Source organism: Pseudomonas sp. TSO6, assembly GCF_056098905.1.
This window is the reverse complement of sequence record NZ_JBLZWV010000007.1, coordinates 202,238-223,493: the sequence shown is the minus strand read 5'-3', so window position 1 is coordinate 223,493 and position 21,256 is coordinate 202,238. Positions and strand designations below refer to the sequence as shown.

Genomic DNA, 21,256 nt, shown 5'->3' with positions numbered 1-21,256 from the left:
AATCTGAGCCATGATCAAACTCTTCAGTTCAATACTGCTTGGGTTTTTAAGAAACCCTAAACTTGGCTCAGCAATCTCAAATGACTATGTGATTTCTCGCATGGTCACTTGTGATGCTGATAATCTTTTTGACTATCAGTCCGTACTCACAAGCACCCACACGAATTGCTTGATTCAATTTGTTAAAGAGCGTTTGGTTAAGAGCTTTTCGTCTCAACCGAGGCGCGCATTCTACGCTTTCCTCAGAGCCTGTCAAGCGTTTATTTTGAAGTTTTTTGCGAGAAACTCGTTTAGCTTCAAACACTTAACTCGCTGCGATCTCTCGTAGCGGGAGGTGAATCATACAGCGTTTAGAAGCGCTGTCAACCACCATTTCAACCGCTTGCGATCTTTCGATCGTAGCCCTTTCAGCATCACCTTAACTACTTAACTCATTGAATCTCAAGGAGTTTGTCGTTCCGATGTCGCTGGAAGTGGGGCGCATTATAAGGGGATTCGGAAGGGCGTCAACCTTTAATTTCAGTTATTTGGAATATTCCTGGCGAAGGCCGTATCAAGGCCACCAGGTGTCCGCCACAACACATTCAGCGCCTGTGAGATCGAGCGCCGCCCGCGCGGCGCATCGCCGGCAAGCCAGCTCCTACATTTGTTTCGGGCCAATAATTCCTGAGCCATTGGCGCGCGCCCCCCCTGGGTGTATGGCTGGAGGTTGCAGAGAAGCGGCGGCGCAACCTTCGATATCGAATGGAACACACAAGGGGTCGCGCGCCAATGGCACAGGCTGAACTGGCCCGAAACAAATGTAGGAGCTGGCTTGCCGGCGATGCGCCGCGCGGACGGCGCTCGATCTCATAGGCGCTGAAAGCCCCAAGGCGAACACTGCTGAATGCCCAAGGCGAACACCCCCAAAAACAAAGCGGGGAGGCCTTTCGGCCTCCCCGCTTCTATATAGCTACACCTGCAAGCACTCACTCAGCCTTGAGGGTAACCCGCGCAAACGACTTCTTGCCCGCCTGGCACACATGGGTCGCACCCAGCGCAAACACGAAGTCACGATCAACTACCGCACCGTCGACCTTAACAGCACCGCCACTCAACAGGTCCCGCGCCTGAGCCGAGTTCTTCACCAGGCCAGCCCGGTTCAACACGGCCGCAATTGGCAAGTCTTCCGCTGCAGCCACTTCGACTTCCGGCAGGTCTTCCGGCAACTCGCCTTCTTTCATGCGGTTACCTGCACCACGGTGAGCGTTGGCCGCAGCCTCTTCACCATGGAAGCGCGCAACGACCTCTTCGGCCAGCTTGATCTTGATGTCGCGCGGGTTGGCACCTTTGACGACGTCGGCACGGAACTGCTCGATCTCTTCCATCGAACGGAAGCTCAGCAGTTCGAAGTAACGCCACATCAAGGTATCCGGGATCGAGACCAGCTTGCTGTACATCACCCCCGGCGCTTCCTGGATGCCTACATAGTTGCCCAGCGACTTGGACATCTTCTTCACGCCGTCGAGCCCTTCGAGCAACGGCATGGTCACGATGTTCTGCGCTTCCTGACCATAGGCGCGCTGCAACTCGCGCCCCATCAGCAGGTTGAACTTCTGATCGGTACCACCCAACTCGACGTCCGCCTTCAGCGCCACCGAGTCATAACCCTGCACCAGCGGGTAGAGGAACTCGTGGATGGCAATCGGCTGGTTGGTGGTGTAGCGCTTGTCGAAGTCGTCGCGCTCAAGCATGCGCGCCACGGTGTACTGCGACGCCAGGCGAATGAAGTCGGCCGGGGTCAGCTTGTCCATCCAGGTGGAGTTGAACGCAACCTCGGTCTTGGCCGGGTCGAGAATCTTGAACACCTGCTGCTTATAGGTCTCGGCGTTGTCCAGCACTTGCTCACGGGTCAGCCGTGGGCGCGTGGCGCTCTTGCCGCTGGGGTCACCGATCATGCCGGTGAAGTCACCGATCAGGAAGATGACCTGGTGGCCCAGCTCCTGGAACTGACGCAGCTTGTTGATCAGCACCGTGTGACCCAGGTGCAGGTCAGGCGCAGTCGGGTCAAAGCCGGCCTTGATGCGCAGAGGCTGGCCGCGCTTGAGCTTCTCCACCAGTTCCGACTCGACCAGTACTTCTTCCGCGCCGCGCTTAATAAGCGCCAGCTGCTCTTCAACCGACTTCATAGACAAACCCGCAAGGCTCAGATTCAGGGGGAGCCAACCATACAAGATCGGCCGTCAAATACAAGTTTCGCAACGGAATGTGACCCGGGCACGGGCTTGCGGCGTCTACGCGCCCTTGCGTGAAAATGGATTTGGTTATATTTTATACAGTTATTTCATCTTCATCATGTCATTCATCTTTTCCATTTCACTTTTTTCAAAGTCACCTTACCCATGACCAACGAACCGCCTAAAGCGCCCCCGCTTTATCCGAAAAGCCATCTGTTGGCCGCCAGCGGCATTGCCGCCCTGCTCAGTCTGGCTCTGCTGGTATTTCCGTCCAGCGAAGTGGAAGCCAAAAAAACTACCCTCAACCTCGAGCTGGAGAGCCCTGCCGAGCAGCTGAAAGACGAATCTCGCGCTGCGCCCTTGGTGCAGGCCGAAGGCGAGCAAGGCTCGCCATTCGCCCAGATCGAAGAGGCTACCCCCGAGACCCAGAAGGCCGAGCAATCAGCCCCTGCCGCCGAGCCTGTCGCCGAAGCCGCCAAGGAGCCTGGCCATCGCGAGGTCACCGTGGCCCGTGGCGACACCCTGTCCACCCTGTTCGCCAAGGTCGGCCTGCCGAGCAATGCGGTGCACGATCTGCTGGCCAGTAACAAGCAGGCCAAGCAGTTCAGCCAGCTCAAGCACGGCCAGGTGCTGCAGTTCGAACTCGACAAGGATGGCCAACTGGCCAGCCTGCACAGCAAGGTCAGCAACCTCGAAACCATTCGCCTGACCAAGTCCGCCAAGGGCTACACCTTCAACCGTGAAATCAGCAAACCGGTGGTGCGTACCGCCTACGCCCACGGCGTGATCAAGAGCTCGCTGTCGGCCTCGGCCCAGCGCGCCGGCCTGTCCCACAGCATGACCATGGACATGGCCCGGGTGCTGGGTTACGACATCGACTTCGCCCAGGATATCCGCCCGGGCGACGAGTTCGACGTGGTCTACGAGCAGAAGGTGATGGACGGCAAGGTGGTCGGCACCGGCAACATACTGTCTGCCCGCTTCACCAACCGCGGCAAGACCTACACCGCCGTGCGCTACACCAACAAGCAGGGCAACACCACCTACTACACCGCCGACGGCAACAGCCTGCGCAAGGCCTTCATCCGTACTCCAGTGGACTTCGCCCGCATCAGCTCGCGCTTTTCCGCCGGCCGCAAGCACCCGATCCTGAACAAGATCCGCGCCCACAAAGGCGTCGACTACGCCGCCCCGCGCGGTACGCCGATCAAGGCAGCCGGTGACGGCCGCATCGAACTGGCCGGGCGCCGTGGCGGTTACGGCAACACCGTGATCATCCAGCACGGCAACCGCTACAAGACGCTGTACGGTCACATGCAAGGCTTTGCCAAGGGCATCAAGACTGGCAGCTCAGTGAAGCAGGGCCAGATCATCGGCTACATCGGCACCACCGGCCTGTCCACCGGCCCGCACCTGCACTACGAGTTCCAGGTCAACGGTGTGCACGTCGATCCACTCAGCCAGAAAGTGCCGATGGCCGACCCGATCGCCAAAAACGAGCGCCAGCGCTTCCAGCAGCAGAGCCAACCCCTGATCGCCCGTATGGATCAGGAAAAAGCCACCCTGCTCGCAGCGAACAAGCGCTAAGCCCATGGCGCTCTACCTGGGGGTGATGTCCGGCACCAGCCTCGATGGCCTGGACATCGCCTTGATCAAACAAGGCGAGCAGCTTGAACTGCTCGCCACCCATTACCTGCCCATGCCCGGCGACTTGCGTCAGGACATGCTTGCCCTGTGCAGCAGCGGCGCTGACGAGATCGCGCGCGCGGCGCTGGCAGAAAACCGCTGGGCCAGCCTGGCAGCCGAAGGTATCCGTGAACTGCTGGCCCGTCAGGGTCTGCAGGCCGATGCCATCCGCGCTATCGGCAGCCACGGCCAGACCATCCGCCACGAACCCGCACGCGGTTTTACCGTGCAGATCGGCAACCCGGCGTTGCTCGCCGAGCTTACCGGCATCAGCGTGGTTGCCGACTTCCGCCGGCGCGATGTGGCTGCTGGTGGCCAAGGTGCGCCCTTGGTACCGGCCTTCCACGAAACCCTGTTCGGCCACCTGGGCCAGCGCCTGGCAGTCCTGAACGTTGGCGGTTTCAGCAACCTCAGCCTGATCGAGCAGGACAAGCCGGTCCACGGTTTCGATTGCGGCCCGGGTAACGTGCTGCTGGATGCCTGGATAGAGCGCAAGCGCGGCCAGGCCTACGATGCCGATGGTGCCTGGGCGGCCTCGGGCGTGGTGCAGCCGGGCTTGCTCGGTGTATTGCTGGCCGACCCGTTCTTCGCTGGCAGCGGCCCGAAAAGTACAGGCCGCGAGGTGTTCAACCTGCCTTGGCTGGATGGTCACCTGGCGGGCCTGCCCACTTACCAGGACGAGGATGTCCAGGCGACGCTGCTGGAGCTTACCGCTCGCAGCATCATCGACTCGCTGAGGAATGCCCAGCAAGGCACCAAGGCGTTGCTGGTGTGTGGTGGTGGCGCGCGTAACGGCGCCCTGATGGCCCGCCTCGGCCAACTGCTACCCGAGGCCCGTGTCGCCAGCACCGGCGCCCATGGCGTAGACCCTGACTGGGTAGAGGCCATGGCCTTTGCCTGGCTGGCTCACTGCTGCCTGGAAGGCATCTGTGCCAACCGCCCAAGCGTGACAGCGGCCAAAGGCCTGCGGGTACTGGGCGCAATCTACCCGGCATAACCGCTACGCCAGAAAGCAAAACGCCGCGCAATTGCGCGGCGTTTTCGTAAGGCCAGACTTCAGATCGAGAACGAGGAACCGCAACCGCACGTAGTGGCAGCGTTCGGGTTCTTGATCACAAAGCGCGAACCCTCCAGGCCTTCCTGGTAGTCCACCTCGGCACCAGCCAGATACTGGAAGCTCATCGGGTCGACCACCAGCGCCACGCCTTCGCGCTCGACGATGGTGTCGTCTTCGGCCACATCCTCATCGAAAGTGAAGCCGTACTGGAAGCCCGAGCAACCACCACCGGTCACGAACACCCGCAGCTTCAGACGCTCATTGCCTTCCTCATCGACCAGGTTCTTCACTTTCTGGGCTGCCCCATGGGTGAATTCCAGACCGGTAGGGGTGAAGGTTTCGACACTCATGTTGACTCTCCCGGCGCAGTTGCCGCCTTAAAACTCGATGACGCGCATTATCCGCTTTCCCGAGAAAATCGGTCAACAATTGTGCGGCTTTAGTCGCGACAAACAAAATGGCCCGCACCAGGCGGGCCATTTCGATAGCGGCTTGCTTACGGCAACAAGCCCGCGTGGGAAAGGCCCATGCGCTCATCCAGACCAAACAGGATGTTCAGGTTCTGTACCGCCTGGCCCGACGCGCCCTTGACCAGGTTGTCGATCACCGACAGCACCACCACCAGGTCACCACCCTGCGGGCGATGAACGGCAATGCGGCAGACGTTGGCGCCGCGCACACTGCGGGTTTCCGGGTGGCTGCCCGCTGGCATCACATCGACGAACGGTTCGTCGGCGTAGCGCTTTTCGAACAGCGCCTGCAGGTCGACCGAGGTGTCGACCACGTTAGCGTACAGGGTGGCGTGGATGCCACGGATCATTGGCGTCAAGTGCGGCACGAAGGTCAGGCCGATGTCCTTGCCAGCGGCCAGGCGCAGGCCCTGGCTGATCTCCGGCAGGTGACGATGGCCCTTGACCGCATAGGCCTTCATGCTTTCGCCGGCCTCGCAGAACAGCGAACCGACTGCAGCACCACGACCAGCGCCACTGACACCCGACTTGCAGTCGGCAATCAGGCGCGACGGGTCGGCCAGGCCCGCTTCCAGCAGGGGCAAGAAGCCCAGCTGGGTGGCGGTCGGGTAGCAACCCGGCACGGCGATCAGGCGCGCCTGGCGAATCTTCTCGCGGTTGACTTCAGGCAGGCCATATACCGCGTCCTTGAGCAGTTCTGGCGCGCCGTGCGGCTGGCCATACCACTTGCCCCACTCGGTAGCATCCTGCAGGCGGAAGTCGGCCGACAGGTCGATCACCTTGGTACCGGCCGCCAGCAGTTCGCCAGCCAGGGCATGGGCAACACCGTGCGGAGTGGCGAAGAACACCACATCGCAGGCGGCCAGGGCCTTGCTGTCCGGCACGCTGAACGCCAGCCCGTCATAGTGGCCGCGCAGGTTCGGGTACATGTCCGCCACCGCCACGCCCGCCTCGGAGCGCGAAGTGATGACCGCCACTTCGGCCTGTGGATGCTGTGCCAGCAGACGCAACAGTTCGACGCCGGTGTAACCCGTGCCGCCGACGATACCGACCTTGATCATAACGCTTGCCCCTTATCAACGAGCCGTCTGGAAAGCGCACGATAATAGGGGCGCGAAGCGCCTGTAACAACTCTTCGGGTGACCCTTCGGGCGCTTGACCACTACTATCTGACGACCGTGAATACCTGAAGGAACTCCCTCCATGCTTTACCTATGGATCAAAGCGCTGCATATCGTCAGCGTGGTCTGCTGGTTCGCCGGCCTGTTCTACCTGCCGCGGCTGTTCGTCTACCACGCCCAGAGCGAGGACAGCATCAGCAAGGACCGCTTCGTCACCATGGAACGCAAGCTGTACCGCGGCATCATGAACCCGGCAATGATCGCCACCTACGTGTTCGGCGCGTGGATGCTTTACCTCACCCCCGGCTGGCTCAGCCAGGGCTGGCTGCATGCCAAGCTGACCCTGGTCATCCTGCTGACCGGCTACCATCACATGTGCGGTGCCCAACGCAAACGCTTCGCCAGCGGCAACAACACCCGCAGCCACGTCTACTACCGGTGGTTCAACGAAGTGCCCGTGCTGTTCCTGCTGGGCATCGTAATTCTTGTGGTGGTCAAACCGTTCTGACATAGCCACCCGTTCAAGGAGCCTTGCCATGTCGCTACCTGCCTCGCTCGAACAACGCCTGCGCCTGCCTGTGGTTGCGGCGCCGATGTTCCTGATCTCCAACCCCACACTGGTGCTGGCATGCTGCGCCAGCGGCGTGGTCGGCAGTTTTCCGGCCCTTAACCAGCGCGACAGCGCCGGCTTCAAGGCCTGGCTGGAGGAGATCGAGGCAGGCCTGGCGCAATTGCAGGCGCCAGCCCCCCATGCAGTCAACCTGATCGTGCACCCGACCAACCCACGCCTGCAGGCCGACCTGGCCTTGTGCGTGGAACACCGTGTGCCGATCGTCATCACCAGCCTGGGGGCGGTCAAGGAAGTGGTCGATGCCGTGCATGGCTACGGCGGCCTGGTGTTCCACGACGTCACCACCCGCCGCCATGCAGAGAAAGCCGCCGACGCGGGTGTCGACGGGCTGATCGCTGTCGCTGCTGGCGCAGGCGGCCATGCAGGCACCTGGAGCCCGTTCGCCTTGGCCGCAGAGATTCGCCAGTTCTTCGACAAGACCCTGCTGCTGGCCGGCTGTCTCAACCACGGCCACGAAATCCTCGCCGCACAATTGCTGGGCGCCGACCTGGCCTACATGGGCACACGGTTTATCGCTACTACAGAAAGCCAGGCTCAGGATGCCTACAAGCAGATGCTGCTCGATGCCCACGCCGCCGACATCATTCACACCCCGGCAGTGTCCGGCATCCCTGCAAGCTTCCTGCGTTCGAGCCTGGAGCAGGCTGGCTACGACATGAACGCCCTCAAAGGCGGCCACGAGCAAGGCAAGCTCAAACCTATCGACGACGAAGCCAAAGCCTGGAAGACCGTATGGTCGGCGGGCCAGGGCGTCGGCGAAATCCATGACCTGCCCAGTGCCAGTGCATTGATCGAACGGCTCCACAGTGAGTACCGGGAAGCCCTGGAGCGCTGCCAGATTCTGCGCGCCCGCACCTTGTAGCAAAACGCAACACCTTGCCCGGCCAAGCTGTACACTAGGCGCCCTCTTTCGCCCCCAGGAGCCTTGCATGACCCGTTACGCCATGATCACTGGTGCTTCCTGCGGCCTGGGCCTGGCCCTGGCGGAAGCGCTGGCACGGCGCGGGCGCAACCTGATCCTGGTGGCACGTCAGCGTGAAACGCTGGAACCCGTGGCCATCGAGCTGACCCAGCGCTTTGGTGTCGAGGTGCTGTTCCGCGCCTGCGACCTCAGCCAGCCGCTGCGCCTGTCGGGCTTCGTGCTGGAACTGGAAGAAGGCGAACGGCGTATCGACCTGCTGGTCAACTGCGCCGGCTTGCGCACCTACGGGCCGTTCCTGGCCCATGAGTGGGCCGACGAACAGGACCTGCTGGAAGTCAACGTTCTGGCCTTGAGCCGCCTGTGCCATGCCATCGGCAACCTGATGGCCGTGCAGGGTGGCGGGCAGATCCTCAACGTCGCCGGCCTGGCCGGGGTGGCACCCGGCCCGTGGATGGCGGCCTATGCCGCCAGCAAGGCGTACGTGCTGAGCTTTTCCCAGGCGCTGCGCGAAGAGCTCAAGCGTGCCGGCATCAAGGTCTCGGTGCTGTGCCCCGGGCCGGTACGCTCCCCGCGCCGGCGCATTGCCCGGCTCGACGGCAAACCCCGCTGCCTCAGCCCCGAGGAAATCGCGCTGTACACAGTACGTGCGCTGGACAAGAACCGCGCGCTGATCCTGCCCGGCCGGCGCAACCGCTGGCTGGCATTCGCCCCGCGCCTGCTGCCGCGCTGGCTGGTGTGCAAACTGGCCGGCGCCATCCACCGCCGCTATTGCCCGGCCGGCATGGAATAGCCACTGGGCGAGCGGCGCTCGGCTGAGTACACTCGGCCCGACCCTCACCATGGAGCAAGTGCTGTGGACGATCTATTCCTCAAAATCATCAACCGGGAAATCCCGGCGGATATCATCTACGAAGACGACCAGGTCCTGGCCTTCAAGGACATTGCACCCGCGGCACCGGTACATTTTCTGGTCATCCCGAAAAAACACATCCGCACGCTCAATGACCTGACCGAAGAAGACAAGGCCCTGGCTGGCCACATCCTGTTTACCGCCCAGCGCCTGGCTGTCGAGCAAGGCTGCGAGGAAGGTTTCCGCGTGGTCATGAACTGCAACCCGAAAGGCGGCCAGACCGTCTATCACATCCATATGCACGTGCTTGGCCAGCGCCAGATGAACTGGCCACCGGGCTGATCCACGGCAAGCGACCCCGCCGCTATTGCGGTAAACTGTCGGGCACATTCTTGCGGAGGTGCCCGATGGCTACCGAACGTCACTACTCGCCGCTCGACCGCTTGTTGCTGCAGGCCGATACCGCCATGCGCACCTTGCTGCCCTTCAGCGGCCAACCCGCCCGGCCATCGCCGGCCATAGTCCAGCCGGACGCGGACCTGGACGATCAGCAGACCCGCCACATCGCCGGGCTTATGCGTATCAACCACACCGGTGAAGTGTGTGCCCAGGCGCTGTACCAGGGCCAGGCGCTGACCGCCAAACTGCCCCAGGTACGCAAGGCCATGGAGCATGCTGCCGAGGAAGAAGTGGACCACCTGGCCTGGTGCGAACAGCGCATTCGCCAGCTGAACAGCCACCCAAGCGTGCTCAACCCCCTGTTCTATGGCATGTCGTTCGGCATCGGCGCACTCGCCGGCCTGGTCAGCGACAAGGTCAGCCTGGGCTTCGTCGCCGCCACCGAACACCAGGTGTGCAAGCACCTCGACGAGCACCTGGAGCAGATCCCGCACGAAGACGAAAAGTCCCGGGCCATTCTCGAGCAGATGCGCATCGATGAAGAGCAGCATGCCGAGTCTGCACTGGAAGCCGGTGGTTATCGCTTCCCGGCACCGGTCCGCTTTGGCATGAGCTTGCTGGCCAAGGTCATGACCAAGAGCACCTACCGCATCTGAAGGCATCGCCATGACGGATCGATTCGACGCCAAGGACCTGGCGCGCGCCGTGCAAGCCGGCATTCTCCAGCCGGGCCAGGACCAGGCCCTGCTGGTATTCCTGCGCCAGCAACCCGCCCAACGGGGCAGCTTCCAGCTGGCCCATGTCGCCTTCTACTTCGGCGCCATGCTGATCATGGCAGCCATGGGCTGGTTGCTCACCGAAGCCTGGATGAGCATTGGCGACGGCGCTCTGCTGGTCATCGCCAGCCTCTATATCCTGCTGCTCACCTTGTTCGCCCTGCATCTGCAACGCCGCGCCCAGCCTGTTGCTGCCGGGGTGCTGGCGGCCGTCGCGGTCAGCATCGTGCCACTGGCAGTGTTCGCCATCGAACGCCTGGTGGGCTGGTGGCCACTGGACGACGCGCAAGCCAACTATCACCAGTACTACACCTACGTGCAGGGCGGCTGGCTGGCGATGGAAGCGGCCACGGTGCTTGCCGGGCTGCTGATGCTGCGGCTGATCCCCTACCCGTTCGTCGTGATGCCGATAGCCGTGGCCTTGTGGTTCATGTCGATGGACCTGAGCGAATGGTTCTTCGGCTCGCCGTTCAGCTGGGAGCAGCGCCGCGAGGTTTCGCTGTGGTTCGGGTTGGCTTTGCTGGTGGTGTTCGTTGTTGTAGACGGCCGCACGCGAGAGGACTATGCCCGCTGGGGCTACCTGGCCGGGCTGGCGGCATTCTGGGGCGGGCTGACGCTGGTGGACAGTGGCAGTGAGTTGGGCAAGGCCCTGTACTGCCTGATCAACATCGTGCTGATGGGCATGGCAGTGCTGCTGCGCCGGCCGGTGTTCATGGTGTTTGGTGGGCTGGGGGTGGCGGCTTACCTGGGGTACCTGTCGTACGAGGTGTTTGCCCAGTCGCTGCTGTTCCCGGTGGTGGTGACCTTGATCGGGCTGGGGGTTATCTGGCTGGGGCTGGTTTACCAGAAGCGGCGGGAGCGGTTGAGCCAAGTAATGCGGGGATGGCTGCCAGGGTGGGTGCAAGCTGCACTGCCTGCGCTTCGGAGCTGATATTGCCGGGGCCGCTTTGCGGCCCATCGCCGACAAGCCAGCTCCCAAACGTACTGCGCTGACCTAGAATCGGGCGATATACCTGTGGGAGCTGGCTTGCCGGCGATGGGCTGCGAAGCAGCCCCAAAACCGTTGCGTTAACCGAGCTCTACGATTTCATACCCGTGGGTAATCTCAACCCCCGCACGTTCGAGCATGATCGAAGCCGAGCAATACTTCTCTGCCGACAGCTCCACCGCCCGCTTGACCTGTGCTTCTTTCAGACCACGGCCTTTCACCACGAAGTTCATGTGAATCTTGGTGAACACCTTCGGGTCCTCGCTGGCGCGCTCGGCTTCCAGAAACGCCTCGCAGCTTTCCACCGCCTGGCGCGATTTCTTCAGAATGCTCACCACGTCAAAGCTGCTGCAGCCACCCAGGCCCAACAGCAACATTTCCATCGGACGCACACCCAGGTTGCGGCCGCCTGCCTCGGGCGGGCCGTCCATCACGACGACATGACCACTCCCCGATTCGCCGAGGAACATGGCCTCACCGGCCCACTGGATACGTGCCTTCATCTACCCGGACTCCTGATATTCGGAAAAGGCTGTCAGCTTAGACCTTGTGCGGCTGTGGGAAAAGCACGAGACGTGTCGGTTTAGTACCGAAACATCCGGTGACGTCTGATAAGCTGGCGCCAAATGAATGGCGCTTGCGCCAGACAGCCTTATAAAAAGCCTACGGGTCGTATCGAACAGGATTTCGTGATGGTTGCCTCCGCCCTACCCGCCAAGATCAAGAACATCGACAAGCTGCTGGTACACTGCCAGCGCCGCCGTTATACCGCCAAGAGCAACATCATCTGCGCCGGCGACCGGGCCGAGACACTGTCATTCATCATCAAGGGTTCGGTCACCATCCTCATCGAAGACGACGACGGCCGTGAAATGATCATTGCCTATCTCAACAATGGCGATTTCTTTGGCGAGCTGGGGTTGTTCGAGCCGGTTGGCGGCGAACAGCAGCGCAGTGCCTGGGTGCGAGCCAAGACTGAGTGCGAAGTTGCCGAGATCAGCTACGAGAAGTTCCGCGAACTGGCGCGCCAGGACCCGGAAATCCTCTATGCCCTGGGCAGCCAGATGGCCCAGCGCCTGCGTAACACCACGCGCAAGGTCGGTGACCTGGCATTTTTCGACGTCACCGGGCGGGTTGCCCGTTGCCTGCTGGAATTGTGCAAGCAACCCGATGCCATGACCCACCCCGACGGCATGCAGATCAAGATCACCCGTCAGGAAATCGGCCGAATCGTCGGTTGCTCACGGGAAATGGTCGGCCGCGTCCTCAAGGACCTTGAAGAACGCAGCCTGGTGCAGGTCAAGGGCAAGACCATGGTGGTCTACGGTACCCGTTAGGGACAAAGCCTAGTCCTTGGGCAGGTCTGCAAGCACCTTGGCATAGGCCTGCGACAAGCGCTCGAACCAGGGCGCCGCAGGCGCCACTTCATGCAGGGCTATATGTGCATCGGGGCGGCAGCGCTGCTCCAGCTCGCAACACTCGTTGAAGCGGTTGACCGCCGCCACCATCGACTCACGCTCGTTGTCCAGCAGCAACGCACCGTGCACCAGCACCACCGGGCGCTTGCCACCCAGGCCCTGACGCCAGCGCTGGGCGGTACCCACCAGCTTGCGGCCATTGAGGTTGACGTTGTAGCGGCCATCGCAGAACGCCCCGTCGATTTCACCCACCGACGCCACCCCGCCCCACTCGCGCAGTACATCGCACAGCGGCAGGCACAGGCGCTCGTAGGCGCTTTCGATGCGGCCGTGATCGCCTTCGCTGCGCGGGGCAACGTAGACCAGTGCGACGTTGACGGTGGAATGGGATTGAGGCACCGGCTCACCGCCAGTCTCGCGCAGCAGCACCGGCCAGCCGGCAATCGCCAGCTCCGAACAGGCGGCTTCGAAGTTGTCCAGGCGGCTCATGCGCCGGGGCATGACCAGGGCATGGTCGGTAGGGCGCCAGAACAGCACGCCACTTTCGCGTTCGCCGCGGCACACCGCGGCCAGCAGGTCCTGTTCGGCGTGCAGGCCTTGCTCGACGGTCAGAGCCAGGGGTTGATCGTTCATTGATCCACCTTTGATGTTGTTTTTGATGGCCTATTCGCGGGCAGGCCCGCTCCCACAGGTCTGACACAGGGCTTAAGAGTGGTGAAGAACCCGCGAAAGGGCCATGTCAGGCATACAAAAAAGCCGGCAAAAACGCCGGCTTCATTTGATCAGTCCAGGTGCTGAACAGTCTTCTTCACTTGTTCGGGGAAGAACAACCGCTGCAACTCCAGCCCAGGCTGCTCAGCGCGCATGAACGCCTCGCCCACCAGGAACGAGTAAACCTCGTTGATTGCCATCAGCTCGACATCGGCCCGGTTCAGAATACCGCTCTCGGTAATCGCCAGGCGATCACGCGGAATGCGCGGCAGCAGGTCAAGGGTGGTTTCCAGGCTGACCTCGAAAGTGTGAAGGTTGCGGTTGTTCACCCCCACCAGCGGCGTATCCAGGGTTTTCAACGCGCGCTCCAGCTCATCGCCATCGTGCACTTCCACCAGCACGTCGAGGCCGACGTCTTTTGCAGTCGCGGCCAATTCGGCCATTTTCACATCGTCCAGCGCCGAGACGATCAGCAGCACGCAGTCCGCGCCCAAGGCCCGGGCTTCGACGATCTGGTAAGGGTCGACCATGAAGTCCTTGCGGATCACCGGCAGCGAAACGGCAGCACGTGCCTGCTGCAGGTACTCATCGGCACCCTGGAAGTAATCGACATCGGTCAGCACCGAGAGGCAGGTAGCACCGCCCTTCTCGTAGCTGACAGCGATTTCCGCTGGCACGAAGTGCTCGCGGATCACGCCCTTGCTCGGCGAAGCCTTCTTGATCTCGGCGATCACCGCTGGCTGTTTGCGCTTAGCCTGCTCGATCAGCACATTGGCGAAGCCACGCGGGGCATCGGCAACCTTGGCCAGGCCTTCCAGCTCGGCGAGGCTGACGCGCGCGCTGCGCTCGGCCACTTCCTGGAACTTGCGGGCAATGATCCTTTCCAGCACCGTCGGCACACTCATGCTTCGTTCTCCACCTTGAATACTGCAGTAAAGGCACCCAGTTCCTGCAGCTTTTCCCAGGCCAGGCCGGTGTGCAGTACATCATGGGCCAGTTCTACACCGGCTTTCAGGCTCATGGCATGGTCGGCTGCATACAGTGCCGCGCCAGCATTAAGCACGATCATCTCGGCGGCCTTCTGACCGTTCTCGGTCTTGCGCCGGCCCAGCGCATCGCGGATCAACTCCAACGACGCCTGCGGGTTCTCGACGGCAAGGCCATGCAAGCTCTGGCTCTTCATGCCGAGGTCTTCCGGCTCGACCCAGTATTCAGTAATTTCGTCGTTCTTCAGCTCGGCAACAAAGGTGGGGGCAGCCAGGCTGAACTCATCCAGGCCATCCTTGGAGTGCACCACCAGCACATGCTTGCTACCCAGGCGTTGCAGAACCTCAGCCAACGGGCGGCACAGGGCCTGAGCGAACACGCCGACCACCTGATGCTTCACTCCGGCCGGATTCGTAAGCGGGCCGAGCATGTTGAACAGGGTACGCAACCCCAGATCGCGGCGCGGGCCGGCAGCATATTTCATGGCCGAGTGATGGCTTTGCGCGAACATGAAGCCGATGCCCAGGCTGTCAATACAGCGGGCCACCTGAACTGGCGTCAGGTTCAGATAGATGCCGGCAGCTTCCAACAGGTCGGCGCTGCCGCTCTTGCCCGACACTGCGCGGTTGCCGTGCTTGGCCACGGTGCAGCCCGCCGCCGCCAGGACGAACGAAGACGCGGTGGACACGTTGAAGATATTGGCCCCATCACCGCCGGTGCCGACGATATCAACGACGCCATCCAGGCTTTTCAGTTCAACCTTGTCGGCTAGCTCACGCATCACCGACACCGCGCCGACGATTTCGTCGATGCTTTCACTCTTCATGCGCATGCCCATCAGGAAGGCGCCGATCTGCGCCTCGCTGCACTGGCCGGTCATTATCTGGCGCATGACGTCGCGCATTTCTTCGGTAGAAAGGTCCAGCTGGCCGACGATACGACTCAACGCGCTCTTGATATCCATGTTCGATCCTTAGCGGTGGCCGCCGGTCTGCTTGAGGAAGTTGGCGAACAGCTCGTGGCCCTGCTCGGTCAGGATCGACTCGGGGTGGAACTGCACCCCTTCGATATTCAGCGTTTTGTGGCGCAGGCCCATGATCTCGTCGACCGAACCGTCTGCATGAGCGGTCCAGGCAGTGACCTCCAGGCAATCGGGCAAGGTTTCGCGCTTGACCACCAGCGAATGGTAGCGGGTCACGGTCAGCGGGTTGTTGAGGCCGGCGAACACGCCCAGGTCACGGTGGTGTACCGGGCTGGTCTTGCCGTGCATCACCTGGCGGGCACGCACCACGTCACCGCCAAAGGCTTGGCCGATGGACTGGTGGCCCAGGCACACACCCAGAATCGGCAGCTTGCCGGCAAAATGCAGGATGGCCTCGATGGACACGCCAGCCTCGCTTGGCGTGCACGGGCCCGGGGACACGACGATGCGCTCGGGGTTGAGGGCTTCGATCTGAGCGATGGTCATTTCGTCATTGCGAATGACCTTGACCTCGGCACCCAGCTCGCCAAGGTACTGAACGACGTTGTAAGTGAATGAGTCGTAATTGTCGATCATCAGTAACATGGTGTTAAACCTCTTGATTTTACTGACTTCAGAATTCGAACCTTCTTGCAGCCGCTACAGGCACGGCTTCGCCACAAAGGGCAGTAAAGAAGAAGGCAAACGGGGGCGGGCCGGGCGGGCCGGCAGGGGATAAAGTCAGGCGCGCCAACGCCAACGGGCGTGGGCCTTGATTACGCGCATCAAGAGTTTACTGACGATCAACACAGGATAGGTCTCGCTCATACGTCCCGGCACAGTAGCTTACCGGGGCGGCGGGCGCAATATGCCTTTAAACACGGGGAAACGAATGGACTTGGGAGGGATGCACTGCGATTTGCTAAGGTCGATCAGGTTGTCCAGATAAAAACAAAGAAAAGGATGTTCCCAGATGCGAAAAGCCCCGTTATTGCGTTTTACCCTTGCCTCACTGGCCCTGGCCTGCAGCCAGGCGTTCGCTGCACCCTCGCCCTATTCCACGCTGATCGTGTTTGGCGACAGCCTCGCCGATGCGGGGCAGTTTCCCGACCTGACCGGCGGCACACCCGGCGCACGGTTCACAAACCGCGATGCCAATGGCAACTTTGCACCTGTGTCGCCCATGATCCTGGGGGGAAGGCTGGGTATAAACCCGGATGAGCTGAACCCCTCCACGTCAGTGGGCATCCAGCCCGATGGCAACAACTGGGCTGTCGGTGGTTATACAACCCAGCAGATCCTGGATTCGATCACGACAACTTCCGAGACCGTTATCCCGCCAGGAAACCCCGGCGCCGGCCTGGTGCTGCGTGAAAAGGCGGGCTACCTGGCCAACGGCCTGCGTGCCGACCCCAACGCGCTTTACTACCTGACGGGCGGCGGCAACGACTTCCTGCAAGGCCTGGTGAACAGCCCGGCCGACGCCGTGGCCGCCGGTGCCCGCCTTGCGGCCAGCGCCCAGGCGCTGCAACAAGGTGGTGCCCGCTACATCATGGTCTGGCTGCTGCCCGACCTGGGCCAAACGCCCAACTTCAGCGGCACGCCGCAGCAAAACCCGCTGTCACTGCTGTCTGGCGCGTTCAACCAGTCACTGATCAGCCAACTCGGTCAGATCGATGCCGAGATCATCCCGCTGAACATCCCGGTGCTGCTGGGCGAGGCACTGGCCAGCCCCAACCAGTTCGGCCTGGCCAGCGACCAGAACCTGGTCGGTACCTGCTACAGCGGCGCCAGCTGCGTGGAAAACCCGGTGTACGGTATCAATGGCACAAGCCCAGACCCGACCAAACTGCTGTTCAACGACTCGGTGCACCCGACCATTGCTGGCCAGCAACTGATTGCCGACTACGCCTATTCGATCATCTCCGCCCCGTGGGAACTGACGCTGCTACCGGAAATGGCCCACGCCAGCCTGCGCGCCCACCAGGACGAACTGCGCAACCAATGGCAGACGCCCTGGCAGGCCGTTGGCCAATGGCAGGCCTTCGTCGCCACCGGTGCCCAGGACTTGGACTTCGACAGCCAGCGCAGCGCGGCCAGCGGCGATGGCCGCGGCTATAACCTGACCGTGGGCGGTAGCTATCGCTTGAACGATGCTTGGCGTTTGGGCCTGGCCGGCGGCGCGTATCGGCAAAAGCTGGAGGCCGGCGCCAATGATTCGGACTACAAACTGAACAGCTACCTGGCCAGCGCCTTCGCCCAATACCGCCAGGACCGCTGGTGGGCCGATGCCGCATTGACCGCCGGGCACCTGGACTACAGCGACCTCAAGCGCACCTTCGCCCTCGGCGTGAACGACCGCAGCGAAAAGGGCGACACCGACGGCGAGGCCTGGGCGATGTCCGGGCGGCTGGGCTACAACCTGGCAGCCGAAAGCAGCCGCTGGCAGCTGGCGCCGTTTATCAGCGCTGATTATGCGCGGGTGAAGGTGGATGGCTATGACGAGAAGAGCGGGCGCTCGACGGCACTGGGCTTCGACGACCAGGAACGCACGTCACGCCGCTTGGGCCTGGGGTTGCTGGGCAGCGTACAGGTGCTGCCAGGTACCCGGCTGTTCGCCGAGGTGGCACAGGAGCATGAATTCGAGGATGACCAGCAGGATGTAACCATGCACCTGACCAGCTTGCCGGCCAATGACTTCACCCTGACCGGGTATACGCCGCACAGCGACCTGACCCGGGCGAGCCTGGGGGTGAGCCATGAAGTGGTGGCAGGGGTGCATCTGCGTGGGAACTACAACTGGCGCAAGAGCGATGAGTTGACGCAGCAGGGGGTTAGCCTGGGGGTGAGCGTGGACTTTTGAATTGATGGGGCCGCTTAGCGGCCCTTCGCGGCACAAGGCCGCTCCTACAGGGACCGCGCAGGTCTCGGGATTTGCGCGATCCTTGTGCCGCGAAGGGCTGCGAAGCAGCCCCAATCTGTTTATTTAGCCAACGTCTGCTCTGCAAGCGCCACGGCACGGAACATGGCCCGGCGCTTGTTGATGGTTTCTTCCCACTCCAGCGCCGGCACCGAGTCGGCAACGATGCCGCCCCCGGCCTGCACATGCAGTTCACCGTCCTTGATCACGGCTGTACGGATTGCGATCGCGGTGTCCATGTTGCCGTTCCAGGCAAAGTAGCCGACTGCACCACCGTAGACACCACGCTTGACCGGCTCCAGCTCGTCGATGATCTCCATCGCGCGAATCTTCGGCGCACCCGACAGGGTGCCAGCCGGCAGGATTGCCCGTAGTGCATCCATCGCCGTCAGCCCCTCACGCAGGTGGCCGGTGACGTTGGAGACAATGTGCATCACGTTGGAGTAACGCTCGATCACCATCTTCTCGGTCAGGCGCACGCTGCCGGTCGAGGACACACGGCCGACGTCGTTGCGGCCCAGGTCGATCAGCATCAGGTGTTCGGCGATTTCCTTGTCGTCCGACAGCAGGTCGTCTTCCAGCGCGCGGTCGGCTTCTTCGGTCACGCCACGCGGGCGGGTACCGGCAATCGGGCGCACGGTGACCAGGTTGTCCTCGACCCGCACCAGCACCTCGGGCGAACTGCCGACCACATGGAAGTCGCCGAAGTTGAAGAAGTACATGTACGGCGTCGGGTTGAAGCAGCGCAGCGCACGGTACAGGTCGATGGGCGCAGCCTTGAAGTCGATCGACATGCGTTGCGACGGCACCACCTGCATGCAGTCGCCGGCCAGGATGTACTCCTTGATACGGCCGACCGCGTTCTCGTAGTCGTCGCGGGTATAGCTGGAGCGGAATTCCGGCTCGGCGGCCTGCGGGCCACTCAGGTCCAGGCCGCGGCGCGGGGTGATCGGCTGACGCAGGGTTTCCAGCAGGCCTTGCAGGCGTGCCTGGCCCTGTTCAAAGGCCTGATCTTCAGCCGGGTCGACCAGCACGATGGCGTGCATCTTGCCTGCCAGGTTGTCGAACACCACCACCGCATCGGACACCATCAGCAGGATATCCGGCACGCCCAGCGGGTCGGGGTTGGGGCTGGCGCCAAGGCGTTTTTCCACATAACGCACGCAATCATAGCCAAAGTAGCCGACCAGGCCGCCGTTGAAGCGCGGCAGACCAGGGATGTCAGCGACCTTGTAACGGTCCTTGAAACTTTCGACAAAGGCCAGCGGGTCTTCGACATCGTGGCTTTCAACCTCGACGCCATCCTGCAGGATGCTGACGTGGTAGCCGTGCACACGCATCACGGTGCGCGACGGCAGGCCGATCATCGAGTAACGGCCCCATTTCTCGCCACCCTGCACCGACTCGAGCAGGTACGAGTTGGGCTGGTCAGCCAGTTTCAGGTAGATCGACAACGGCGTGTCGAAGTCGGCCAGGGTTTCGCAGGCCAGGGGAATGCGGTTGTAGCCGGCAGCGGCCAGGCGCAGGAATTCTTCGCGGTTCATGAGTAGCCTCGTGGCAAGCAGCAATAGGTCAGGCAAACGGACGGGCCGGCACGCGCCGGCAGGCGGAAGTCAGGCGCGCCAACGCCAACGGGCCAGGGCCTTGATGACTTTCATCCAGAATTTGCCAGTAACCACCACGGTGGGCTCTCTGTCTTGTGAGGCTTGAAGGTTGGCCAACGTTATCCCAGTGGCCGGGTCTGCGCAACCGGGCAGCAACGCACGCAGATCGTCGATTACCAGGTTGGGGGATTCGTCGTGGATCGGCCGGCCATGGTTGTAGCCGTAGGTCAGCCCCACGCACTGCACGCCAGCCGCCTTGGCCGCCAATACGTCACTGCGCGAATCGCCGACAAACAGCGACTGCTGTGGGGTAACACTGGCCATCTGCATGACAAACAGCAAAGCCGCCGGGTCTGGCTTTTTCTGTGGCAGGGTGTCGCCGCCAATGATCCAGCGGAAGTAGTTGCCGATTTTCATCTGGTCCAGCAAAGGGCCGACGAAGCGCTCGGGCTTGTTGGTGATCAGGGCCATTTCCACGCCCCGCTTGCGCAGCCAGCGCAGGGTGTCTTGCACACCGGGGTAGACCACGGTCAGCTCATGGCTTTGCGCATAGGCATCCATGAACAGCGCCAGCGCCTGGTCGGCCAGCGCATCGTCCACGGCGGCGTGGTCTATGCCACCCGCCAGCGCACGGCGCACCAGCACCTGGGCGCCGTTGCCGACCCAGTGGCGTACTGCCTCAAGGCCGGCAGGCGGGCGCCCCAGTTCGAGCAGCATGCGGTCCACGGCGGCGGCCAGGTCAGGCACGGAATCGATCAGGGTACCGTCCAGATCGAACATCACCAGCCTGGGCAGCGTCCCCGGGAACAGCTGCTCGAAGCCACTCATGGGCGGGCCTGAGCCAGTTCGGCGCGCATCTTGGCGATGACTTCCTGGTAGTCCGGGGCGTTGAAGATTGCCGAACCGGCCACGAAGGTGTCGGCGCCAGCGGCAGCGATCTCGCGGATGTTGTTGACGTTCACGCCACCGTCGATCTCCAGGCGGATATCACGGCCACTGGCGTCGATCAGCGCCCGCGCCTCGCGCAGCTTGTCGAGGGTGCCCGGGATGAACTTCTGCCCGCCGAAGCCTGGGTTGACGCTCATCAGCAGCACCATGTCGACTTTGTCCATCACGTACTTCAGGGCATCCAGGCTGCTGGCCGGGTTGAACACCAGGCCGGCCTTGCAGCCGCCGTCCTTGATCAGTTGCAGCGAACGGTCGACGTGCTGCGAGGCTTCCGGGTGGAAGGTGATGTAGGTGGCGCCGGCTTCGATGAAGTCGCCGATGATGCGGTCGACCGGGCTGACCATCAGGTGCACGTCGATCGGCGCGGTAACACCGTACTTGCGCAGGGCGGTGCAGACCATCGGGCCAATGGTCAGGTTAGGAACGTAGTGGTTGTCCATGACATCGAAGTGGACGATGTCGGCACCCGCAGCCAATACCTTGTCGACGTCTTCACCCAGGCGGGCGAAATCGGCGGAGAGGATGGAGGGGGCAATAGCGTAGGGCTGCATGGCGCACCTGTTGGCAGAATCACGGTGGCGCGCATTGTAA

The 21,256-nt window shown here is 62.2% G+C and carries 21 protein-coding genes; 10 read left to right on the top strand and 11 right to left on the bottom strand.

The window, feature by feature from the left end:
• Positions 1 to 968 precede the first annotated feature (968 nt).
• Complete coding sequence (tyrS, locus tag ACN6NG_RS02145; protein WP_474312851.1) at positions 969 to 2,168, bottom strand: tyrosine--tRNA ligase; 1,200 nt, start codon at positions 2,166 to 2,168, stop codon at positions 969 to 971.
• A 213-nt stretch (positions 2,169 to 2,381) separates the two neighbouring features.
• Between tyrS and ACN6NG_RS02140 the strand changes: the two genes are divergently transcribed.
• A complete protein-coding gene (locus ACN6NG_RS02140) occupies positions 2,382 to 3,803 on the top strand; it encodes a peptidoglycan DD-metalloendopeptidase family protein (protein WP_063424436.1) in 1,422 nt (473 codons plus the stop codon).
• A 4-nt stretch (positions 3,804 to 3,807) separates the two neighbouring features.
• Positions 3,808 to 4,899, top strand: a complete 1,092-nt coding sequence (locus ACN6NG_RS02135) for an anhydro-N-acetylmuramic acid kinase (RefSeq protein WP_063424434.1) — start codon at positions 3,808 to 3,810, stop codon at positions 4,897 to 4,899.
• Between the two features lie 59 nt (positions 4,900 to 4,958).
• Here the strand turns inward: ACN6NG_RS02135 and erpA are convergent, their stop codons facing one another.
• Positions 4,959 to 5,309: an iron-sulfur cluster insertion protein ErpA gene (gene erpA, locus ACN6NG_RS02130; protein WP_016497734.1), complete on the bottom strand. Its 351-nt coding sequence runs from the start codon at positions 5,307 to 5,309 to the stop codon at positions 4,959 to 4,961.
• A gap of 146 nt (positions 5,310 to 5,455) precedes the next feature.
• Positions 5,456 to 6,490 (bottom strand): N-acetyl-gamma-glutamyl-phosphate reductase, encoded by a 1,035-nt coding sequence (gene argC, locus ACN6NG_RS02125; protein WP_019472953.1) that lies wholly within the window; start codon positions 6,488 to 6,490, stop codon positions 5,456 to 5,458.
• A gap of 142 nt (positions 6,491 to 6,632) precedes the next feature.
• On the opposite strand from argC, the gene hemJ reads away from it, so the two are divergent.
• The 6 genes from hemJ (at position 6,633) to ACN6NG_RS02095 (ending at position 11,059) form a co-directional block, all read left to right on the top strand.
• Positions 6,633 to 7,058: a protoporphyrinogen oxidase HemJ gene (gene hemJ / locus ACN6NG_RS02120; protein WP_049275156.1), complete on the top strand. Its 426-nt coding sequence runs from the start codon at positions 6,633 to 6,635 to the stop codon at positions 7,056 to 7,058.
• A gap of 28 nt (positions 7,059 to 7,086) precedes the next feature.
• Complete coding sequence (locus ACN6NG_RS02115) at positions 7,087 to 8,043, top strand: NAD(P)H-dependent flavin oxidoreductase (protein WP_353456134.1); 957 nt, start codon at positions 7,087 to 7,089, stop codon at positions 8,041 to 8,043.
• 67 nt (positions 8,044 to 8,110) lie between these two features.
• On the top strand, positions 8,111 to 8,893 hold the full coding sequence (locus tag ACN6NG_RS02110; RefSeq protein ID WP_063424430.1) for an SDR family NAD(P)-dependent oxidoreductase: 783 nt from the start codon (positions 8,111 to 8,113) through the stop codon (positions 8,891 to 8,893).
• Between the two features lie 63 nt (positions 8,894 to 8,956).
• Positions 8,957 to 9,295, top strand: coding sequence for a histidine triad nucleotide-binding protein (locus ACN6NG_RS02105; RefSeq protein ID WP_016484636.1), 339 nt, complete (start codon positions 8,957 to 8,959; stop codon positions 9,293 to 9,295).
• Positions 9,296 to 9,360: 65 nt separating this feature from the next.
• Complete coding sequence (gene coq7, locus ACN6NG_RS02100; protein ID WP_016497729.1) at positions 9,361 to 10,008, top strand: 2-polyprenyl-3-methyl-6-methoxy-1,4-benzoquinone monooxygenase; 648 nt, start codon at positions 9,361 to 9,363, stop codon at positions 10,006 to 10,008.
• A 10-nt stretch (positions 10,009 to 10,018) separates the two neighbouring features.
• Positions 10,019 to 11,059 carry a DUF2157 domain-containing protein gene (locus ACN6NG_RS02095; protein ID WP_353456135.1) on the top strand — a complete coding sequence of 347 codons (1,041 nt, stop codon included), beginning with the start codon at positions 10,019 to 10,021 and terminating at the stop codon, positions 11,057 to 11,059.
• Positions 11,060 to 11,196: 137 nt separating this feature from the next.
• Here the strand turns inward: ACN6NG_RS02095 and ACN6NG_RS02090 are convergent, their stop codons facing one another.
• Positions 11,197 to 11,619 (bottom strand): OsmC family protein, encoded by a 423-nt coding sequence (locus tag ACN6NG_RS02090; protein ID WP_004376171.1) that lies wholly within the window; start codon positions 11,617 to 11,619, stop codon positions 11,197 to 11,199.
• 189 nt (positions 11,620 to 11,808) lie between these two features.
• Between ACN6NG_RS02090 and crp the strand changes: the two genes are divergently transcribed.
• Positions 11,809 to 12,453, top strand: coding sequence for a cAMP-activated global transcriptional regulator CRP (crp, locus tag ACN6NG_RS02085; protein ID WP_063424426.1), 645 nt, complete (start codon positions 11,809 to 11,811; stop codon positions 12,451 to 12,453).
• A gap of 9 nt (positions 12,454 to 12,462) precedes the next feature.
• Here crp and ACN6NG_RS02080 read toward each other — a convergent pair whose 3' ends face one another.
• From ACN6NG_RS02080 to ACN6NG_RS02065, 4 genes are all read right to left on the bottom strand, one after another.
• The gene (locus ACN6NG_RS02080) at positions 12,463 to 13,167 is read right to left on the bottom strand and encodes a lipoate--protein ligase family protein (protein WP_063424424.1); all 705 of its coding nucleotides are present in this window, start codon (positions 13,165 to 13,167) and stop codon (positions 12,463 to 12,465) included.
• A 149-nt stretch (positions 13,168 to 13,316) separates the two neighbouring features.
• Positions 13,317 to 14,150 (bottom strand): indole-3-glycerol phosphate synthase TrpC, encoded by an 834-nt coding sequence (gene trpC, locus ACN6NG_RS02075; protein ID WP_063424422.1) that lies wholly within the window; start codon positions 14,148 to 14,150, stop codon positions 13,317 to 13,319.
• Positions 14,147 to 15,196, bottom strand: coding sequence for an anthranilate phosphoribosyltransferase (gene trpD, locus ACN6NG_RS02070; RefSeq protein ID WP_016497724.1), 1,050 nt, complete (start codon positions 15,194 to 15,196; stop codon positions 14,147 to 14,149). The genes trpC and trpD overlap by 4 nt, the downstream gene beginning before the upstream one ends.
• A gap of 9 nt (positions 15,197 to 15,205) precedes the next feature.
• A complete protein-coding gene (locus ACN6NG_RS02065; protein ID WP_016497723.1) occupies positions 15,206 to 15,799 on the bottom strand; it encodes an aminodeoxychorismate/anthranilate synthase component II in 594 nt (197 codons plus the stop codon).
• Positions 15,800 to 16,166: 367 nt separating this feature from the next.
• Between ACN6NG_RS02065 and estP the strand changes: the two genes are divergently transcribed.
• Positions 16,167 to 18,056 (top strand): esterase EstP, encoded by a 1,890-nt coding sequence (gene estP / locus ACN6NG_RS02060; protein WP_063424420.1) that lies wholly within the window; start codon positions 16,167 to 16,169, stop codon positions 18,054 to 18,056.
• 119 nt (positions 18,057 to 18,175) lie between these two features.
• On the opposite strand, the gene trpE is transcribed toward estP, so the two are convergent.
• From trpE to rpe, 3 genes are all read right to left on the bottom strand, one after another.
• Positions 18,176 to 19,657, bottom strand: coding sequence for an anthranilate synthase component I (trpE, locus tag ACN6NG_RS02055; RefSeq protein ID WP_049273744.1), 1,482 nt, complete (start codon positions 19,655 to 19,657; stop codon positions 18,176 to 18,178).
• 69 nt (positions 19,658 to 19,726) lie between these two features.
• Positions 19,727 to 20,545 carry a phosphoglycolate phosphatase gene (locus ACN6NG_RS02050; RefSeq protein ID WP_049273745.1) on the bottom strand — a complete coding sequence of 273 codons (819 nt, stop codon included), beginning with the start codon at positions 20,543 to 20,545 and terminating at the stop codon, positions 19,727 to 19,729.
• Complete coding sequence (gene rpe / locus ACN6NG_RS02045) at positions 20,542 to 21,216, bottom strand: ribulose-phosphate 3-epimerase (RefSeq protein ID WP_049273746.1); 675 nt, start codon at positions 21,214 to 21,216, stop codon at positions 20,542 to 20,544. The genes ACN6NG_RS02050 and rpe overlap by 4 nt, the downstream gene beginning before the upstream one ends.
• Positions 21,217 to 21,256 lie beyond the last annotated feature (40 nt).

What these genes read in the sequence shown, in the direction of transcription:
- ACN6NG_RS02110 (WP_063424430.1), top strand. Translation starts at nt 8,111, where the DNA reads ATGACCCGTTACGCCATGATCACTGGTGCTTCCTGCGGCCTGGGCCTG.
- trpC (WP_063424422.1), bottom strand. Translation starts at nt 14,150, where the DNA reads ATGAGTGTGCCGACGGTGCTGGAAAGGATCATTGCCCGCAAGTTCCAG.
- coq7 (WP_016497729.1), top strand. Translation starts at nt 9,361, where the DNA reads ATGGCTACCGAACGTCACTACTCGCCGCTCGACCGCTTGTTGCTGCAG.
- ACN6NG_RS02080 (WP_063424424.1), bottom strand. Translation starts at nt 13,167, where the DNA reads ATGAACGATCAACCCCTGGCTCTGACCGTCGAGCAAGGCCTGCACGCC.
- erpA (WP_016497734.1), bottom strand. Translation starts at nt 5,309, where the DNA reads ATGAGTGTCGAAACCTTCACCCCTACCGGTCTGGAATTCACCCATGGG.
- tyrS (WP_474312851.1), bottom strand. Translation starts at nt 2,168, where the DNA reads ATGAAGTCGGTTGAAGAGCAGCTGGCGCTTATTAAGCGCGGCGCGGAA.
- crp (WP_063424426.1), top strand. Translation starts at nt 11,809, where the DNA reads ATGGTTGCCTCCGCCCTACCCGCCAAGATCAAGAACATCGACAAGCTG.
- ACN6NG_RS02065 (WP_016497723.1), bottom strand. Translation starts at nt 15,799, where the DNA reads ATGTTACTGATGATCGACAATTACGACTCATTCACTTACAACGTCGTT.
- rpe (WP_049273746.1), bottom strand. Translation starts at nt 21,216, where the DNA reads ATGCAGCCCTACGCTATTGCCCCCTCCATCCTCTCCGCCGATTTCGCC.
- ACN6NG_RS02095 (WP_353456135.1), top strand. Translation starts at nt 10,019, where the DNA reads ATGACGGATCGATTCGACGCCAAGGACCTGGCGCGCGCCGTGCAAGCC.
- ACN6NG_RS02050 (WP_049273745.1), bottom strand. Translation starts at nt 20,545, where the DNA reads ATGAGTGGCTTCGAGCAGCTGTTCCCGGGGACGCTGCCCAGGCTGGTG.
- hemJ (WP_049275156.1), top strand. Translation starts at nt 6,633, where the DNA reads ATGCTTTACCTATGGATCAAAGCGCTGCATATCGTCAGCGTGGTCTGC.
- ACN6NG_RS02135 (WP_063424434.1), top strand. Translation starts at nt 3,808, where the DNA reads ATGGCGCTCTACCTGGGGGTGATGTCCGGCACCAGCCTCGATGGCCTG.
- estP (WP_063424420.1), top strand. Translation starts at nt 16,167, where the DNA reads ATGCGAAAAGCCCCGTTATTGCGTTTTACCCTTGCCTCACTGGCCCTG.
- ACN6NG_RS02115 (WP_353456134.1), top strand. Translation starts at nt 7,087, where the DNA reads ATGTCGCTACCTGCCTCGCTCGAACAACGCCTGCGCCTGCCTGTGGTT.
- ACN6NG_RS02140 (WP_063424436.1), top strand. Translation starts at nt 2,382, where the DNA reads ATGACCAACGAACCGCCTAAAGCGCCCCCGCTTTATCCGAAAAGCCAT.
- argC (WP_019472953.1), bottom strand. Translation starts at nt 6,490, where the DNA reads ATGATCAAGGTCGGTATCGTCGGCGGCACGGGTTACACCGGCGTCGAA.
- ACN6NG_RS02090 (WP_004376171.1), bottom strand. Translation starts at nt 11,619, where the DNA reads ATGAAGGCACGTATCCAGTGGGCCGGTGAGGCCATGTTCCTCGGCGAA.
- trpD (WP_016497724.1), bottom strand. Translation starts at nt 15,196, where the DNA reads ATGGATATCAAGAGCGCGTTGAGTCGTATCGTCGGCCAGCTGGACCTT.
- trpE (WP_049273744.1), bottom strand. Translation starts at nt 19,657, where the DNA reads ATGAACCGCGAAGAATTCCTGCGCCTGGCCGCTGCCGGCTACAACCGC.